Here is an 18,896-nt window from a genome sequence, read left to right on the forward strand (position 1 = left end):
TTCGTCAGTCAATATTAGGAAAATTATATGACAATGTTTAATACCATTAAGCGTGAATTCCAATACGGCGACCAGCAGGTCGTTATCGAAACGGGCCGTATTGCTCGTCAAGCAAACTCTATTTTAGTCCACATGGGCGGCGTGTCTGTACTAGTAGCAGCCGTGGTAAAGTCTGATGCTAAAGAAGGTCAAAACTTCTTTCCATTGACCGTCAACTATCAAGAAAAAATGTATGCAGCCGGTAAAATCCCTGGTGCTTATGGCAAACGTGAAGGCCGTGCCAGCGAAGCTGAAACGCTAACCTCGCGCCTGATTGACCGTCCGATTCGTCCATTGTTCCCTGAAGGCTATGTGAACGAGATTCAAATCACGGCAACGGTTGTTTCATCAGACAAGAGCCAGTCTGCAGATATTGCTGCACTAATCGGTGCTTCAGCAGCACTCGCTATCTCTGATGCGCCCTTTAATGGTCCTGTGGCTGCTGCCCGTGTTGGCTTTATCAATGGCGAATACGTTCTTAACCCAACGCTTGAGCAGCTTAAAGAGAGCGACCTTGATTTAGTGGTTGCTGGTACTAAATCTGCCGTTTTGATGGTTGAATCAGAAGCGAAAGAATTGTCTGAAGACCAAATGCTAGGTGCGGTTTTATACGGTCATCAGCAACAACAAATCGTTATCGATAACATTGCTTCAATGGCCGCAGAAATTGGTACTGCTAAGCAAGAGTATACTGTACCTGTTCGCGATCAAGCGTTAGAGAGCAGCATGAAAGCGCAGTTTGGCGAGCAAGTGGCTGACGCTTATACCATCACCGATAAGCAAGAACGCTATACCAAGCTAGATGAAATCAAACAAGCCATTATCGATGCATTGGCAGGCGATCCGGAAGCAGAAACTTATAATGATACTGTTTCTGAGCTAAAAGAGATTTACAATGACCTAAAATACCGCACCGTTCGTGATAATATCTTGTCAGGTAAGCCACGTATTGATGGTCGTGATCTTGAGACCGTTCGTGCTCTTGATGTGCAAGTAGGCGTATTACCATTTACCCATGGTTCAGCACTATTTACCCGCGGTGAAACGCAAGCATTAGTGACTACTACGCTTGGTAACACGCGCGACGTAAACATGATTGATTCATTGGCTGGCACGATTCGTGACCATTTCATGTTGCATTATAATTTCCCACATTTCTCAGTCGGTGAAACCGGTCGTGAAGGCATTCCAAAACGTCGTGAAATCGGTCATGGTCGCCTAGCGCGCCGCGGTGTTGAAGCGATGCTTCCAGATAGCGAACGCTTCCCGTATGTGATTCGTGTGGTATCAGAAATCACTGAATCAAACGGTTCATCTTCAATGGCTTCAGTTTGCGGCGCAAGCTTGGCATTGATGGACGCTGGCGTACCATTAAAAGCACCGGTTGCTGGTATCGCGATGGGTCTGGTTAAAGAAGGCGATCGCTTTGCGGTATTGTCTGACATCCTAGGTGATGAAGATCATCTTGGCGATATGGACTTTAAAGTAGCGGGTTCAAAAGACGGTATCACAGCACTACAGATGGATATCAAAATCGAAGGTATTACTGCCGATATCATGGAGCAAGCGCTTAAGCAAGCCCATGCTGGCCGTATCCATATCTTAGATGCGATGAACAAAGTATTGCCTGCAAGCCGTACTGAAATCAACGCCCATGCGCCTAACTATGCGGTTATCGAAATCAACCCAGACAAAATCCGTGATGTCATCGGTAAAGGCGGCGCAACGATTCGTCAGCTAACCGAAGAAACTGGCGCGGTTATCGATATCGATGACGCTGGTACGATTCGTATCTTTGGTGAAAACAAAGCAGCAACCAAAGCGGCTATCGGTAAAATCGAAGCAATCACCGCAGAAGTTGAAGTTGGTAAAACTTATGAAGGTACGGTTGCCCGTATCGTCGACTTCGGCGCATTCGTTAACGTACTGCCAAATACTGACGGCCTCGTGCATATCTCGCAAATCGCAGACGAGCGCGTAGAAAACGTATCTGACTATCTAAAAGAAGGTCAAATCGTTAAAGTATTGGTACAAGACGTTGACAACCGCGGTCGTATCAAACTGACTATGAAAGGTATCGAGCAAAGCTAATCCTCGATATTTGACGTAATTTAATATAGTCAAAACCTAAAAAACCGCTTTGGTTGCTGATAATTAGCAATCAAGGCGGTTTTTTTATGCGCTCAAAAAAATAATGACAATGAGAAAATAATCTATATGTTGATGTTTTTAGGAAGGTGGATATCGATGCGCAAATTGGGTAAATCCTGTAGATGCTGGTTGATAAGAGGTAAGATATCAGTATGCCAATCTAGAGCAATTGATTCTGCTAATTCGGCGTTGTTAATAGCATTATTTTGAGCAGAACCGTTTTGCACATGACTAGTAATAAGCGGACGCGCTAATAGGGCAACCCTATGAATCCCTTGATAACGTATCAAAGGTATTAGCTGCTGTTGTAAATCGACTAAAGCTGCAGTAAGCCAACGAGATCTGCTTGGATGATAGGGGTGGTCTGATATCACAAGATTGGCGATATAACTTGGCTGATTGCCATTACTGCTGACGCCAAGTCCTGCTTGCTCGCGTGAGCGTTTATGCACTAAGCAGCTACCAACCATTAGGCTACCATCACGGCAAGCACGATAGTAGCGTTGGTAGTTGTCTGGATATAGGTTTTTGCTACGTGTAAGGATAGGGTCTAAAAGGATACCGGCGTTATTCACAGGCAGTATCAGCAACTGGGCGCTGCTATTTAAAATAGGGGCATGGGTGAGTTGTAGATGTGCCATTTATTAGCCCCTTTATAAAAATGTTATTATTTTGCGCTGGTTTTAGCCCCTTCAGCGGCTTCTAACTGGGCGATTTGTTCCTCGAGCAAGGCGATTTGCTCAGCCTTCATCTCTGTCAGCTGTTTATTCATTGTCAATTGCTCAGCCGCTAGCTTTTCTTGTTCTGCTAAGCGTTTACGCTCGTCCGCTAAGCGATCAATTTCTTCTTTCGCTAAGCTATCTGTTTCTGGTAAAGGCGCGTTTAAGATAGCGTCGGGATCAGGCGTCTGACTATCTGTGCTAGCAGCATCGGTATCTAAAATAGACGCACTCGTATCTAACGCATTATTATCTAAGGACGTAGTATCTGATTGCGCAGCGCTATTTTGCTCGGTAGGCGTTGGCGTGCTTTCGATAGGCGAGGTATTAGCGTCAGGCGAACTATTTCTCCAAACCAAATAACCAATTAATAGTGCTGCCAAGATAATGATTGGCAACCATTTTTGCCGTGATTTATTAGGTTGTTTTTTTAGTGTCTTAACGGGTAAAGGACGTATTTGTTTTTTATTCATACAAGGGTCGATTTATGTCAAAAGTATAAGTAGGCATACTATAACAAACTCAAATTAAAAAGCCCATCTAACTGGATATATATCATTAGATAGGCTAGTAGCTATTAAGGCTTGACGATACGGATTTTGTTACTTATGGTTTGAACTTGACCGTACCGCTGGTGCCGGTCACCATTGCATCACGAGCGATTTGGTCTTCTGCATGATTTTTGGCACTGATTACATCAGGGTCGGGGCGATGCTCCGCATGTCCGCACTTAGTACATTCGATATACTCATCTGGGGCAGGCTCGAGGATATTGACTTGCACCACCGCATCCATCGCCTGACATTTAGGACAACGAACGCCCGCTAAAAACCGCCGCTTTGGGGTTGATGATTGATAGCGCATTTAGATAACCTCGCGCGTCGTTTGGGCATTGGTTTTAGCATTGGTTTTAGCATTGGTTTGAGCATTAGTTTGGTCATCTATTTGAACATTGCTTTCAGTATTGGCAGCATCGTCATTTTTAGCGTTATCAAAACCGCTATGACGTAATAACGCATCAATGCTGGCGCTGCGACCACGGAAGTTCTCAAAGTTGGTTTTGGCCGGGAAACTACCACCCACTGATAAGATGGTTTCACGGAAAGCTTTACCGGTTATTGGGTTAAAAATACCGTCTTCTTCAAACTTACTAAAGGCATCTGCTGATAACAGCTCTGCCCATTTATACGAGTAATAACCTGCCGCGTAACCACCGGCAAAAATATGACTAAAGCCATTGGCAAAGCGGTTATAGTCAGGTGTCTGCATGATAGCAATATCATCGCGCACGGTATTTAGCGTCGCAAGGATACCGTCATAATCAAGCGCTGGCGTCTGCGCATGAATCAATAAGTCAAAGAGTGCAAACTCGATTTGACGTAAGGTTTGCATGCCGCTCTGGAAGTTTTTCACCGCCAGTAAGGCTGCAAGTTTGTCTTTCGGTAATGGCTCGCCAGTTTCGACATGGCTACTAATCAGCGCAATACCTTCGGCATCCCATGCCCAGTTTTCCATAAACTGACTGGGTAGCTCAACTGCATCCCATTCAACGCCATTAACGCCAGCGACATCACTAACGGTTACTTGGGTTAATAAATGATGTAGACCATGACCAAACTCGTGGAACAAGGTCAATACTTCATCGTGGGTCAATAAGCTTGGTTTGCCATCGAGGGCAGGGGTGAAGTTACCGACCATAAAGCATACAGGCAGCTGCTCATGGTTTTGTTCAGCATAGGTATAACGCGATTGAAAACCACTCATCCAAGCGCCGCCACGTTTGCCACTACGGGCAAATAAGTCAAAGTAAAAACCACCAAGCAAGTTATCATCAGCATCAAATAACTGATAAAAACTTACCTCATCGTGCCAGCGTGATACAGATTCACTGTGCTCTTGTACTTTGATACCGTATAAACGCTCGACGATAGCAAATAATCCGCTAATCACTTTTGGCAGTGGGAAATACGGGCGAATCTCTTCTTGCGATAAGCTGAACTTGCTTTGTTTGACTTTCTCAGCGACATAAGCGCTGTCCCACGGCTGTAGCTCAGTAATACCATAATCCTGCGCATACTTTTGCAGCTGTGCTAAATCTTGCTTAGCGGCTGGGGTCGCTTGCTCAGCCAAATCCCGTAAAAAGGTTTCAACTTCGGTTACGCTATCTGCCATTTTGGTCGAGAGCGAAACTTCTGCATAATTATCAAAACCTAATAGCTTGGCCTTTTGCACCCGTAATTGTAGAATTTGACTCATGATGTCGGCATTATTAAGCGATTCACCTTTGGCATTGGTATGCTTATCAAACTCAGAGGCGCGGGTAACATAAGCGCGATAAAGCGTTTCACGCAGATTGCGGTCATCGGCATGGGTCATGACAGCAAGGTAAACGGGGATGTTTAAGCTGGCAACATAATAAGGCGTCGGCAAAGCATCGATTTCTGCTTGGGTGAGCGCACCACTGGCAAGCTCGCGAGCTTTATATTGTTCGCCAGCATCAGCCAAGAGCGCCAGTCCACTTTCAGTTAGACCGGCTAAGTGCTCTGGTTTAAGCGCTAGGGCATACGCTTGGGTGGCGTCCAATATATGGTCTGAGAATGTTGCCGATAAGGTTGATAATTCGCTTTGGATAGCAGCAAACTTTTCTTGCTCAGCTTTTGGCAGTGCAACACCTGATAGCTCAAAGCTACGTAGCGCAAGCTCAATAGCACGCGCTCGTGCTGGCTCTAGGTCAGCAAAAAACGCTGTATCATTAACGATAGTTTGATAACGATTAAATAATGGCTGATGCTGTCCTACCCGTGTGCCATAAACGGACAGTTTGGGTAGCAGCTCGTGATGGACATGACGGATTTCATCATTACTCATCACGCTATTAAGGTGCGACAAAATTCCCCAACTGCGATCTAAAGCAAGATTAATATGGTCAAAGGTCATGATATCGGCCAAGGCTTGCTTAGCTGTAATATCATCAGTAGTTGCGCTCATATTATCTAAAAAGGCATTGGCAGTATCGATGGCACTGATAACTTGGTTTTGTAAGGTGTCTGGTGCGACATTGTCAAAATCGACAAGGCGTAAATTTGCAGAAATAGAGGTCATAAAAGTATCCAATAGTAATGAGAGAATTATTATTAATGGCGAGTATTGTTATACAAGGGTTGTTATATAGGGTATCTAAAAGATGGGTATCAATCGCTTGGAATACAACCCAATTCGGCAGATATCGTTTTAAAGTGGTGCGCTTATGAGATTATGGTAGATAGCGATACATTGACTATCACTGTCACTGTCACTGTCACTGTCATTATTGATAACTATCATTATTTCATTACTTCAATTATCGCCTGTACTTAAAGTTAATTAAGCTTCACTTACAAAGCGCCATCATTTGCTTGCAAATTAACCCTATAGGCAGTGGGGTTAAATTGTTAGCATCATAGTAAGAGAATAGCAAAAATGGATTTTTCTACTACCTGAAATACTTGAGTAAATTGATTGAAAAGGGTATTAATAGGTATTGTTTAAACCGCTCAAACGGATTTTAAGAATAACTATAGTTTTAAGAATAACTATAGATTGATGACTTTTAAAAACAATTTTTAATAAAAGCAGTTTCAAAGATAACCAATAAATATAAAAAATCTATTTTAACGCGCAAACCAATGATAATAAAACAAGGAGCAGTATTTATGAAAGCAACTCTAAAAAGTTTACGTGAGACAAAAGCCAATCCAGCCGTGAGTATTTTTGTCAAAACGCACCGTGAGCATCCTGATAATGAAAAAGACCCCATCGCCCTAAAAAACCAATTAAAAGTCGTCGAAGAGCGCTTAACCAATGAGTATGATAAGCGTACCGCAACCACTATATTAGAAAATATCAAAAATAAAACCAGCGATTTTAACCACAACTATAATCTAGATACGTTGGCGATATTTGCCAGTACTGACGATGTTCAAGTTATCCGTATGCCGATTGATACCAAAGAGCGTGTCATTATTTCAGACCGCTTTGCCACGCGCGACTTGGTGCGAGATATGGCAAGTGCAGTTCATTATTATACGGTGGTATTGACCCGTGATAATGCCCGTTTGATTGAAGCGTCTAATGACCGTGTTATTAAAGAATTTGATAAAGACGATGATGCGCAAAATAATATGGAAAATATCCCATTCCCTATCGAAAATAACGGTCTTTATAATACCAGTGACGGCGGATCAGATCGCTCAGCGAACAACGAAAGCAGTTATCTCAAAGCCTTCTTTAACCAAGTAGATAAAAGCGTGCAAGAGATATGGGGCGAGAATAAAATGCCACTTGTTATCGTTGGTGATGCCAAAAATATCGGTTACTATAAAGATATCTGTGACCGTCCAGAAAATATCATTGCTACGGTTTCAAACGCGACCAAGTTAGAAGAAGGCAGTGCCCAGCATATCGTTGATAGCGTACAAGAAGCGGTAGAGGGTTATCGCACCTCATTACATCAAGCTGCCTTGGGTGAGATTGATAAAGCGCGCGGTGCAAATATGCTGCAGACGGATTTACAAGAAGTCTATCGCAGTGCATTTCAGGGTGTAGGCGAGACGTTATATATCCGTCGCGGTTATATGCAACCTGCGAAGATTGATGAAAAAGCACAAACCTTGAGTATGGCAGATGATGCGACGGCAGAAGGTGTTACCGATGATGCGATTGGTGAAATCATCGAGCATGTCATTCATAATGGTGGTAAAGCGGTCTTTATGCCACAAGATATTATGAGTGCAGATCAGCCAATTGCTCTGGTAACGCGCTATTAATCGGTTGCTGATATTCGTTAATGAATTAGCCATCGTTACAACATAGGTATAATATGGGAGCATTGGTTCGATATGAATCAATGCTCTTTTTGCATGAATCACTATAATTATTAGTACCATCACTATTTTTAATAAGCTTTTATTTCTTAATTATTATTATTAACCATTAAATAAGAGCTGCTTTATAAGAGCTGTTCTTTTTGACTTAATGATGTGCTTACTTAACATCGTTTTTAACCTTTACTCTATGAACCATGAGTCTATGACTGATAAATTTATGAATAACACCGCCTCTTTTGTTTTGACCAGCTATAACATTCACAAAGGCATGTCGCCGATGAATCGGGAGGTCAAAATACAAGGTATCGCCCAGGCGCTTGATATCATTGGCTCCGATATACTCTGTCTTCAAGAAGTACAAGGTCAAAATCTGAAGCGCAATATGCAATACAACGAATACCCTGACCAATCTCAACATGAATGGTTTGGTGAATATCTGCAGCTGCAAAACAGTTATGGTAAAAATTCAGAATATGAAAATGGTCATCATGGTAATGCCGTCCTAAGTCGTTTTCCGCTTGATCCCAAACATAATGTCAATATCACGGTTAATAAGCTTGAGCAGCGTGGTGTTCTGCACTGCGAGGTGCAGCCGATAGGGTGGGAGATGCCAGTTGTGGTGTTATGCGCTCACCTAAACCTTTTTGAGCGCGATCGTATCAAACAATATGAAGCCATTTCCAACTATGTGCGTAATGAGATTGCGCCTGACCAACCTTTGATATTGGCGGGTGATTTTAATGACTGGAAGAAAATGTCTTGCGACCGACTCGCATCGAGCTTAGGTATGACCGAAGCATTTAAGCATTGTCATGGTAAGTTATTACCGACCTTTCCTGCCAAACTGCCGGTGCTAAGCTTGGACCGTATCTACGTGCGTAACCTAAGAGTGAAAGATGCTTGGGTGCATACCGGCAAACCGTGGTCTACATTATCGGATCATTTGCCGCTTAGTGCCGAGTTGGCATTGCCTTAGCATTACAAGTTGGTAAGTAAAGAAATCAGTAATCAAAGCAGCTATTATTTAAAAAGCCGTTATCTAAAAAAAGCTGTTAGTTAAAAAGGTTGTAAATCAATCAAAAAAAATATGAGAATAATACAAGGATGATCAATCATGTCTGATAAAAAAATACCAACGACGCAACATGCCGCTCTTATACGTGAATTTGGCGAGCCTGAAGTCATGATATATCAAGATGGCGTGGCTATTCCTGAATTAACGGACAATCAAGTATTGATAAAAATCGCTTATGCCGGTATCAATCCCGTCGATTACAAAACCCGTCAAGGTAAAGGTTGGGGCGCTGAGGCGATTCAAAAAGACAAATTTGATAATAATGAGCCGGCTATTTTAGGCTGTGATGTCGCCGGTATCGTGGTTAAAAGTACTAGCGATAAGTTTGCTGTCGGTGAGCAAGTCGCGGCATTGACCTTTGACGGTGGCGGTTATGCAGAGTATGTCGCGGTCGATGCCAACTTATTGGCAAAAGTACCTGAGCCAGTCACTTTGCAGCAAGCAGGCGCGCTACCTTGTATTGGACAAACAGCGCTACAATTTGTCGAGTTTGCTGATATTAAAAACGGTGAGCATGTCGTTATCAATGCCCCAGCTGGCGGTGTTGGACATTTGGCTATTCAGCTATTGATGGATAAAGTGACGCAAGATAATGTAAAAGTAACCGTGATTTGCTCACCTGAGAAGTACGACAAACTGGGTGGCTTAATAGATAAAAATAAGCTGGCAGGTTGGATTGATTATACCAAAGACGACACTTTTCCTGACTTACAAGCCGATGTGCTCCTAGATTTGGTTGGTGATGATGCGGGCGTGTGCGCGCTGAACGTTATAAAATTTGGCGGCCGCGTCTATGTCTTGCCGACGATTTGGGTTGATAAACTAAAAGCAGCGGGTAGTCAAAAAAGCTTAAAGGTGGCAGGTTATAAAGCGCAGCGTAGTGGGGAGGACATGGCGCGAGTTTTACAGCTTGTTGCCGATGGCAAGCTGACCTTACAAATTCAGCAAACGTATCCATTATCTGAAGTAGTGGCTGCTCACCGTGAGCTAGAAAAAGGTAATACCTTTGGTAAGATTGTGCTAAAAGCAAGCTAAGCCAAACTTGCTTAATTTAATGCCATTTGCCGAAAGGTTAAGCTAATACGCCCTTCATCGACTGTTTTGGTTTTAGTAATGCTATGCTTCCAATATTGTTGCGTAGCACCATGCATGACGATAAGCTGACCGGACTCAAGATAAAGCTCGACTTTATCTTGAGTTTTTTTATGCTTAAAGACAAACTTGCGCGTGGCACCCAGTGACAAAGAGGCAATAACGGGCTGATGACCAAGCTCTTTTTCATCGTCTGCATGATAGCCCATACCGTCATCGCCAGATGGATAGTAATTGAGCAAACAAGAATTAAATTCTGCGTTAATACCGATTTTTAATAGTTGCTGCTCAATATGATGTTTCACATGAAACACTGAGTCTGTCCATGCAATCGCTTGACGCGTGTGCCCCGAGTATTGATAACTGGCATCACTGTCGCCCATCCATACTATTTGACGAGTGGTGACATGCGTCTTGCCAAATAGCGTTACGATATCAGGCTGCCAAGGTAGCGTCGTTAATAAGGCATAATATAAGGCACTTGGGTAATCAATCACGCCGCCTAAATCATTTACCTTGCCATCATAAGGCAATAAGTTATCAGTCGGCGCAGGCGCAAAAAGGTCAGTCATAACTCACATCTCACATCGCTCAGCTTATTTAGCGCTCTTATAATGTTCATTGATAATCTGCGCACACAATTCAGGCGCTTCCATCGGTAATAGATGACCGTAGTCTGGCAAGGAGATAACGCTGCCATCAGGGACAAATTTTTGCCATTGTTTGCGTACTTTATTATTGATAAATAAGGTCGGTTTGCCCGTGATTAAGGTATAAGGACAGCTAAGTTTTTTTAATGCGGCATCGATATGGGGCGCACCAAAATAATTGGCAAGCTCTTGCTCGGGGGCGAACATCAAGCTATAGCTGCCAGCATCGTTAGCAGACAAGCTTTGCTCAGCAAACACCTTTAGATGCTCATCACTGATACGTTTATAAGCCCGTTGCGCGCGTAAACTCTCATAGTAATCATCGATACTTGCCCAAGTAGATTGCTTGGTTAGCGTGCTTTTAAAGGGTTCACGGCTTAGCAAAAATTGACGTGGCAGCAAGTTATAAAGTGTCGCTTGCTTTTTAGTAAAGGTGACAGGCTCAATAAGATATAGCTGTGAGAATAGCTCAGGGCGTTTGGCCGCTGCCATGGCGGTGGCGGTCGCCCCTTGTGAATGCCCAATACCAACGATAGGCGCGTCTTGGGTTTTCTCTAAAAACTCAATCAGTATATCGGCATCTTGCTCACGGGTCAGACGCGGCGCTTGCGGTTTGTCATACCAATAGCCACGTAGCGCCAGCGCCAATAAATCAAAATCCGTTGCCAACTCATTTAATAAGGGCGCATAAGTACCAACGGTGAAACTATTGCCGCCATAAAAATGGGCTGACGGACGTTTAAGTTCGTTCGATTTTTCTGCTTGATTCGCTAAATGATTCAGCGGCTGCAAGTCATAATAGCGTGCTTGTTTGCCATCGATATTAATACGCTTGGTAAATACTTCCATAAGAATAAAACTTCCTTGTGACGGTTTTTTTAACCTTTATTATTAACTTCTATCATTAGCTTTTGTCATAGAATTCTTATTAGCTGTCTTCGCCTAAGAAGCCACCACTTTGACGCTGCCATAAGCGTGCATAAACGCCATTTAATGCCAATAGCTCATCATGGCTGCCTTGCTCGATGATATGCCCTTTATCCATGACGACCAGTCTATCAAGGGCGGCAATGGTAGATAGTCTATGGGCAATCGCAATAACGGTTTTGCCCGTCATGATGTCATTTAGGCTTTCAGTAATGGCAAATTCAATCTCAGAATCAAGCGCACTGGTCGCTTCATCTAACAGTAAAATCGGGGCGTTTTTAAGCATCACGCGCGAGATAGCAATGCGCTGACGTTGACCGCCAGACAGCTTAACGCCACGCTCGCCGACTTGGGTATCAAGACCGGTATTGCCCTTATCATCATACAAGCCTTCGATAAAGTCCCATGCCTGTGCTTGCTTAGCAGCCGTAATGATTTCCTCATCGGTTGCGTCAGGACGACCGTAGGCGATGTTTTCACGGACGGTGCGATGCAATAATGAGGTATCTTGGGTAACCATACCGATTTGCTGACGTAACGATTCTTGGGTAACTTCATCAATCGCTTGCCCATCGATATAGACCTTACCTTTATCAACATCAAAAAAACGTAGCAGCAGATTGACCAAGGTTGATTTACCCGCACCAGAACGCCCAACCAAACCGATTTTCTCACCCGGTTTGATATCTAAGTAAAAATTATCTAGTAGCTTGGCGTATGAAGTATTATTCGCTAAGTCGGTGTCATCGCCATTAACGTTATCAAGACGCTTGGCTAATTTATGCGTATTTAAACCTGTATCATCGTCTTCGCCTTCATAACTAAAATCAACATGGTCAAAGACGATACGACCCTCGGTAACTTTAAGTGCGGGCGCGTTTGGTTTATCAACGATGGTTTGCGGCGCTGATAGAGTGCGCATACCGTCTTGTACCGTACCAATACTTTCAAACAAACTGGCAGTTTGCCACATAATCCAGCGCGTCAGACCGTTTAAACGCAGTGCCATCGCCGTCGCTGCAGCAATTGCCCCAACACCGACCGCGCCTTGTTGCCATAAATATAAGCTGATACCAGCAGTCGAGCTGACCAAAACCACACTGATTAAATGAGTCGATACTTCTAAATAACTGACCCAGCGCATCTGTGCATGGACCGTACCTAAAAACTGCCCCATGGCATTTTTGGCATAACCAAGTTCACGGCGCGAATGACTAAATAGCTTCACAGTCATAATATTGGCATAAGCATCGGTTATGCGCCCCGTCATCAAAGCACGGGCATCGGCTTGTACAATCGCCGTTTGTTTCAGTTTGGGAATAAAGTACCACATCGCCAACCAAACTAAGACAAACCAAGCGATAAATGGGATTAATAACAAGCTGTCTAAATTAAATAAAATCACACCGGTGGTAATAAAGTAGACGGCGACATACATAAACATATCGGTGACCGTCATCACGGTATCACGCACCGCCAACGCCGTTTGCATCACCTTAGCCGATACGCGACCAGAGAATTCGTCTTGATAAAACTGCATCGATTGCCCAAGCATGCGCTGATGAAAACGCCAGCGCATTTGCATCGGAAAAACGCCTTGCAAGGTTTGAAAATGAATAAACGATGACAAGGCAATCCATAGTGGGCTGACAATCATCACGGCCAACATCATGAGCAGCACATCGCCTTTTTCTGTCCACAGATTTTGCGGGGTATATACCCCAAGCCAATCGACGATATTGCCAATCCAGGCAAATAGCATGGCCTCGTAGATACCGATACCGGCAGACAAAATCATAAACAGCAATAGCCAACCACGCAGACCTTTGGTACAGGCCCACAAAAACTTTAGCATGCCATCACTTGGGGATGGCAGCGGCATAGGCGTATCGGGAAAGGCGGGCAGACGAGTTTCAAAGAAACGAAATAGAGCATTCATAGGCAGTGATAAAGCATCAATAGCAGTACGCCAAAATAAGCACGATAAGGTGCTATCTTGAATCTTTACTTTTGTGATTAGGATTGTTGGTTATTTTAACAAACTTCGCTCTGATGGCTGCATGCTAATTGTAAGCTGCAGGGTATCGCTAATACTCAACTCTATCTTAATTATTGACATGGTGATTTGTCTTGACGGTTTTGCCGATTCTTTATGACTGTATCGAGCATGAGTTATCCATATTAAATAAACAATACTAAAACTCGATAAGATAAATAGATTGCTGTATAAGAAATATTTTGTTACATTCTAGGGTTTCATTTGATTTAGCAGTTTTTTTCTAAGCACTAACTAATAGTTAAAGGTCAGTGGAAGCTTAAAAGTAAAATATTAAAGAATAAAGGCGATACTGATAGCTGTCTTAAATGCCAGTAATAAACACGCCAGATTATAATTTAACAAGGATGACCTTAATGATGTATCTCATAATAGCGGTGCTCTGTAGCGTCGCTGTTTCCGTACTTTTAAAAATACTACGCCAAAAAAATATCGATATTCGCCAAACCATCGTGGCGGGATATCCCGTGGCATTTTTATTAACTTGGGTGTTATTAAAACCAGATGTCAGTGGCATCGGCGCACTTGGTAATGCATGGGGCATCATTATTGCGCTTGGGGTTTTATTGCCGGCGGTATTTATTATCCTTGGGCGCGCGATTGAATCGGTTGGTATGGTCGCAACCGATGCCGCTCAGCGTTTATCGCTTATCATTCCTATCGTTGCCGCTTTTTTATTATTTGGCGAAGTGCTGACAGGTACGCGAGTCCTTGGGCTAGCATTAGGGTTTTTGGCACTTGCTGCTTTGGTCTATCGCCCGCAGCATGGGCTTATAAATACCCAAGCAAAGCAGACGCCGCTGTGGCTGTTTGGCGTTTGGCTAGGTTATGGCGTTATTGATATCTTATTTAAACAAGTGGCCAAGCAAGGGGCGGCATTTCCTTTAACCTTATTTGTGACGTTTGGGTTGGCAGGATTGCTGCTGTTCGTTTATTTACTCATTACGCGCGTACGCTGGCAGGGTAATGCTCTTAGCGCAGGATTATTACTTGGCGCGCTAAATATGGGCAATATCTATGCTTATGTCCGTGCCCATCAAGTATTGTCTGAGTCGCCAAGCATCGTCTTTACGGGTATGAACGTCGGTGTGATTGCGGTGGCAACGTTGATAGGCGTCGGTGTGTTTAAAGAGCAGCTTAATCGTATCAATATCGTCGGTTTATTATTGGCAATTTGCTGTGTGGCAGTATTGTTTTTGGTTTAACTTCGAGCGTTTAAATGAGCAAAATTTTAACTTATCAACGATAGGCACGCGCGATGTCCTATGTTAAGGTTATTTATAGTCAAGCTCACGTTAGCTGCGGGCTGATTGATTTATTATAATAATGTTTGACCCTTATTAATTAGGATAGGATATCTACTCAATGGAATACGAAAAACAATTACAGCGTATCAAAAATGGTTCAGGTTTTATCGCCGCCCTTGATCAAAGCGGTGGCAGTACGCCAAAAGCGCTAGAAAATTACGGCGTTAGCGGCGATGCTTATGACAACGATGAAGCCATGTTTGACTTGGTACATGAGATGCGCGCCCGTATCATGACTTGTGATGCTTTTGATAATGAGCGTGTCCTTGGCGCGATTTTATTTGAAGATACGATGGAGCGCGAGGTCAATGGCAAGCCAACCGCCAACTATTTATGGGAAGATAAAAATATCGTACCTTTTTTAAAGGTAGATAAGGGCTTGGCTGAGCACATGGATGGCGTGCAAGTGATGCGCCCGATACCTAATCTAGATGCTTTATTGGACAAAGCTAAAAACTATCCGGTATTTGGTACCAAAATGCGTTCAGTCATTTATGAGCCAAGTGTCGATGGGATTGAGCTAGTGGTACAGCAGCAGTTTGATGTGGCAAAACAGATTATCTCTAAAGGTTTAATGCCTATTGTTGAGCCTGAAGTAGATATCAACAGTAGCAAAAAACATGATTGCGAAATCATCCTTAAAACCAGTATTTTGCATAATCTTGAGCGCTTAAACGACGGTCATCAAGTGATGCTAAAACTGACCTTGCCAGAAGAAGAGGGCTTTTATCAAGAGTTGGTTGACCATCCAAAAGTACTAAAAGTGGTGGCATTGTCTGGTGGTTATAGTCGTTATGATGCCTGCGAAAAGCTCAAGCAAAACCCCGGTATGATTGCCAGTTTCTCGCGTGCCTTTACCGAAGGTTTAAGCAAGCAACAAAGTGACGAAGAGTTTGCTAGTACTATCAATGCTTCTATTGAAGAGATTTACGAGGCGTCAAAGATTTAGCTTAATCTTCTACAAGACAGGGTATGTTTAAAATAAAAAAGCGCTACCAATGAGTAGCGCTTTTTTTATAAGCTAAAGGTTAATGCTAAGTGGTTAAACTTCTTTATATAGCTGACGACCTTCTTTATGATATTTTTCGCTCATTTCTGCCATACCTTTATGAATCTCATCGAGGCTGGCTTCGCCTACTTGTCCAACCAGCTCAGTATCCACTTCTTTGATGACATGACCTGCATTAGTTAAATCGCCCGTATGCGGGGTGACTTGTTTATTAGCGGCATCTTTATCTAATCCTGCTGCATATTCACGCACGTTTTGGGTGATTTTCATTGAGCAAAACTTTGGTCCACACATCGAGCAAAAGTGCGCCGATTTATGGGCGTCTTTTGGCAAGGTTTCGTCATGATATTCACGCGCGGTATCAGGATCAAGGGCCAGATTAAACTGATCATCCCAGCGGAACTCAAAACGGGCTTTGGACAAAGCATTATCACGCGCCTGTGCACCCGGATGACCTTTAGCAAGGTCAGCAGCATGAGCAGCAATTTTATAAGTGATAATGCCGTCTTTGACGTCCTTTTTATTTGGCAGACCTAAATGCTCTTTTGGCGTCACATAGCAAAGCATTGCCGTACCAAACCAGCCAATCATCGCCGCGCCAATGGCGCTGGTGATATGGTCATAACCGGGAGCGATATCAGTCGTCAAAGGTCCTAGGGTATAAAAGGGGGCGTCAGCACATAGCTCAAGCTGCAAGTCCATATTTTCTTTAATACGGTTCATCGCTACGTGCCCAGGACCTTCAATCATCACCTGTACATCGTGCTTCCAAGCGACTTTGGTTAGCTCGCCAAGGGTATGCAGCTCGCCAAATTGCGCTTCGTCATTGGCGTCTTGCAAACAACCCGGACGTAGACCATCACCCAGACTAAATGCCACATCATACTGCTTCATAATCTCGCAGATATCTTCAAAGTGGGTGTATAAAAAGCTTTCTTTATGATGAGCCAAACACCACTGCGCCATGATAGAGCCACCACGCGAGACAATACCAGTTAGGCGTCCAGCCGTTAGCGGTACATAACGGAGGAGCACGCCGGCGTGAATAGTAAAGTAATCAACGCCTTGTTCCGCTTGCTCGATAAGCGTGTCGCGGAATATCTCCCATGTCAGGTCTTCTGCAACGCCATCGACTTTTTCTAGTGCTTGATAAATCGGTACGGTACCGATTGGGACTGGCGAGTTACGAATCAACCATTCACGGGTTTCATGGATATGATTGCCCGTCGATAAATCCATAATGGTATCTGCGCCCCAGCGCGTTGCCCACGTCATTTTTGACACTTCTTCATCGATAGAAGAACCCAGCGCTGAGTTACCAATATTGGCATTAATTTTGACCAAAAAATTGCGTCCAATAATCATCGGCTCGGATTCAGGATGATTGATGTTATTTGGAATAATTGCGCGACCAGCAGCCACTTCATCACGGACAAATTCAGGGGTGATAATTTTTGGCGTATTGGCACCAAAGCTTTCGCCTTCGTGTTGGCGCATATCGGTCAGTGCATGCTGCTTTTGCGTTTCGCGAATGGCGATATATTCCATCTCAGGAGTGATAATACCGCGACGTGCATAGTACATTTGTGTGACGTTACCAGCTTTGCCATTGATATCTTTAGCACGGCGCGGCTTATCAATATGAGCAAATCTTAAGTTAGCGGTACTGATATCGCGGGCACGCGCTTGTCCGTATGAGCTTGATAAACCATCTAACTGTTCGGTATCACCGCGCTCAGCTATCCAACCTTCACGTAATTTAGGCAAACCTTTGGTCAAGTCGATATCGACATTAGGATCGGTATAAACGCCTGAGGTGTCATAGACATAAAATGGAGGATTGTGCTCGCCTTCATTAGCGCCGGCACCGCCAACAGGGGTATCTGCTAAGCTAATCTCGCGCATCGGTACTTGAATATCGGGTCTTGAACCTTCGATATAGATTTTTTTGGAAGCGGGGAGAATACGGTGTAAGTCGCGGGCGTCTTCTTCGAAACGGGCATCTTTTTGGTTGCGATGGGCAGGCGTTTTTAGGACGTCGGCTTTTTTATCGACAGTTTTAGTAACAGGGGTCGAAGGGGTTTGGGTTGTTTGTAAATCTGAAGTAGTCATATGCTGTCCTAGCGTGTTGGTTTTTGAATAAAAGCAACACCGCCAGTAGCTGCGGGGCAAGACTATGTAAGACAGACAAATTCAATCATCAAACACGTGCACTATGATTAAATTCAACTTTCATTGAAACTCAATCTAATGCCGTTTTTTAGATAATTGGTAGGCGCAGCTTTTTATTATTGCCATACAGCAGCGTAAAAACGCCGTCAGACATAAGATATGGGCAATAATAAAAAGGCATTTCTGCGCGCCTTTTGTACAGTTGTAACATAGGCTTAAGACTTCCCTGCGTCGGTACTAACCGCATCAGGTTCGGCGGGTGATCTCTCAGCGAATGTATTAAAAAGCTTAGAAAGTAAGCTTGTCATACACCGCACCCCGAGTCTGTCAGTGTTGTGAATCAGTCTCATACTAACAAACTATAAGGGTGCTGCCTAGTCATTTGCCGTTTGTTAGTTGAGAGGCAGTTTTGATATTTTTAATTTAGTAACTGTCTTTTAATCAATGACAGTTCCTTCAATTAATAACAACCATCATGCGCATTATTTTTCTGGTGTCCAGCCCTGCGCACGCTCATAGTCTTCGTTATCTAAGAACTTCTCACGTTGCTCGGTTAAGAACTTTTTGGCTGCAGGGTCTAGCATGCTGAGATGGTTTTCGTTAATCAGCATGGTTTGCTGCTCAAGCCACTCTTTCCATGCTTTGTCCGAGACAGTTTCTTGCAGCTCTTGACCTTTTTTACTAGGAAAAGGCGGATGCGGCATTTTTGGTAATTCTTGCTTATATTTGCGGCAAAAGACGGTATTGGCTTGTGGATTAAAAGTCTCAGTCATAAAGCAATCCTTATTAGTTAATGGTATTAAATTATTAAATGAATTATTGGTATTGACCTAT

The 18,896-nt window shown here is 43.5% G+C and carries 15 protein-coding genes and 1 riboswitch; of the genes, 6 read left to right on the plus strand and 9 right to left on the minus strand.

Annotation, left to right across the window (positions count from 1 at the left end):
- Positions 1-27: 27 nt before the first annotated feature.
- Positions 28-2,130, plus strand: a complete 2,103-nt coding sequence (pnp, locus tag PG901_RS05090) for a polyribonucleotide nucleotidyltransferase (protein WP_271133741.1) — start codon at positions 28-30, stop codon at positions 2,128-2,130.
- Between the two features lie 122 nt (positions 2,131-2,252).
- On the opposite strand, the gene PG901_RS05095 is transcribed toward pnp, so the two are convergent.
- The 4 genes from PG901_RS05095 to PG901_RS05110 form a co-directional block, all read right to left on the minus strand.
- Positions 2,253-2,831 (minus strand): hypothetical protein, encoded by a 579-nt coding sequence (locus PG901_RS05095; protein WP_271133742.1) that lies wholly within the window; start codon positions 2,829-2,831, stop codon positions 2,253-2,255.
- A gap of 26 nt (positions 2,832-2,857) precedes the next feature.
- Positions 2,858-3,382 (minus strand): hypothetical protein, encoded by a 525-nt coding sequence (locus PG901_RS05100; protein ID WP_271133743.1) that lies wholly within the window; start codon positions 3,380-3,382, stop codon positions 2,858-2,860.
- A gap of 133 nt (positions 3,383-3,515) precedes the next feature.
- Positions 3,516-3,773 carry a YheV family putative zinc ribbon protein gene (locus PG901_RS05105; protein WP_271133744.1) on the minus strand — a complete coding sequence of 86 codons (258 nt, stop codon included), beginning with the start codon at positions 3,771-3,773 and terminating at the stop codon, positions 3,516-3,518.
- Positions 3,774-6,011, minus strand: coding sequence for a M3 family metallopeptidase (locus tag PG901_RS05110; RefSeq protein WP_271133745.1), 2,238 nt, complete (start codon positions 6,009-6,011; stop codon positions 3,774-3,776).
- A 590-nt stretch (positions 6,012-6,601) separates the two neighbouring features.
- On the opposite strand from PG901_RS05110, the gene PG901_RS05115 reads away from it, so the two are divergent.
- The 3 genes from PG901_RS05115 (at position 6,602) to PG901_RS05125 (ending at position 9,884) form a co-directional block, all read left to right on the plus strand.
- Positions 6,602-7,714 (plus strand): AOC03_06830 family ribosome hibernation factor, encoded by a 1,113-nt coding sequence (locus PG901_RS05115; RefSeq protein WP_271133746.1) that lies wholly within the window; start codon positions 6,602-6,604, stop codon positions 7,712-7,714.
- A gap of 262 nt (positions 7,715-7,976) precedes the next feature.
- The gene (locus PG901_RS05120) at positions 7,977-8,750 is read left to right on the plus strand and encodes an endonuclease/exonuclease/phosphatase family protein (protein ID WP_372829544.1); all 774 of its coding nucleotides are present in this window, start codon (positions 7,977-7,979) and stop codon (positions 8,748-8,750) included.
- Between the two features lie 138 nt (positions 8,751-8,888).
- Positions 8,889-9,884 carry an NADP-dependent oxidoreductase gene (locus PG901_RS05125; RefSeq protein ID WP_271133747.1) on the plus strand — a complete coding sequence of 332 codons (996 nt, stop codon included), beginning with the start codon at positions 8,889-8,891 and terminating at the stop codon, positions 9,882-9,884.
- A gap of 11 nt (positions 9,885-9,895) precedes the next feature.
- Here the strand turns inward: PG901_RS05125 and PG901_RS05130 are convergent, their stop codons facing one another.
- From PG901_RS05130 to PG901_RS05140, 3 genes are all read right to left on the minus strand, one after another.
- Complete coding sequence (locus PG901_RS05130; RefSeq protein WP_271133748.1) at positions 9,896-10,513, minus strand: alpha-ketoglutarate-dependent dioxygenase AlkB family protein; 618 nt, start codon at positions 10,511-10,513, stop codon at positions 9,896-9,898.
- Positions 10,514-10,537: 24 nt separating this feature from the next.
- A complete protein-coding gene (locus PG901_RS05135) occupies positions 10,538-11,440 on the minus strand; it encodes an alpha/beta fold hydrolase (protein WP_271133749.1) in 903 nt (300 codons plus the stop codon).
- Between the two features lie 79 nt (positions 11,441-11,519).
- Positions 11,520-13,457, minus strand: a complete 1,938-nt coding sequence (locus tag PG901_RS05140) for an ABC transporter ATP-binding protein (protein ID WP_271133750.1) — start codon at positions 13,455-13,457, stop codon at positions 11,520-11,522.
- A 473-nt stretch (positions 13,458-13,930) separates the two neighbouring features.
- Here PG901_RS05140 and PG901_RS05145 point away from each other — a divergent pair, with 473 nt between their 5' ends.
- Together PG901_RS05145 and PG901_RS05150 are read left to right on the plus strand one after the other, a co-directional pair.
- Positions 13,931-14,779: an EamA/RhaT family transporter gene (locus tag PG901_RS05145; RefSeq protein ID WP_271133751.1), complete on the plus strand. Its 849-nt coding sequence runs from the start codon at positions 13,931-13,933 to the stop codon at positions 14,777-14,779.
- Between the two features lie 160 nt (positions 14,780-14,939).
- The gene (locus PG901_RS05150; protein WP_271133752.1) at positions 14,940-15,830 is read left to right on the plus strand and encodes a fructose bisphosphate aldolase; all 891 of its coding nucleotides are present in this window, start codon (positions 14,940-14,942) and stop codon (positions 15,828-15,830) included.
- A gap of 93 nt (positions 15,831-15,923) precedes the next feature.
- Here the strand turns inward: PG901_RS05150 and thiC are convergent, their stop codons facing one another.
- Together thiC and PG901_RS05160 are read right to left on the minus strand one after the other, a co-directional pair.
- Entirely contained in the window at positions 15,924-18,002 is a 2,079-nt protein-coding gene (thiC, locus tag PG901_RS05155; RefSeq protein WP_271133753.1) for a phosphomethylpyrimidine synthase ThiC, read from the minus strand.
- Between the two features lie 266 nt (positions 18,003-18,268).
- A riboswitch (TPP riboswitch) is annotated at positions 18,269-18,393 on the minus strand.
- Positions 18,394-18,544: 151 nt separating this feature from the next.
- Positions 18,545-18,835 (minus strand): oxidative damage protection protein, encoded by a 291-nt coding sequence (locus PG901_RS05160; RefSeq protein ID WP_271133754.1) that lies wholly within the window; start codon positions 18,833-18,835, stop codon positions 18,545-18,547.
- Positions 18,836-18,896 lie beyond the last annotated feature (61 nt).

It is taken from the genome of Psychrobacter sp. ANT_H3 (assembly GCF_027919975.1).
Taxonomy (GTDB): Bacteria; Pseudomonadota; Gammaproteobacteria; order Pseudomonadales; family Moraxellaceae; genus Psychrobacter; species Psychrobacter maritimus.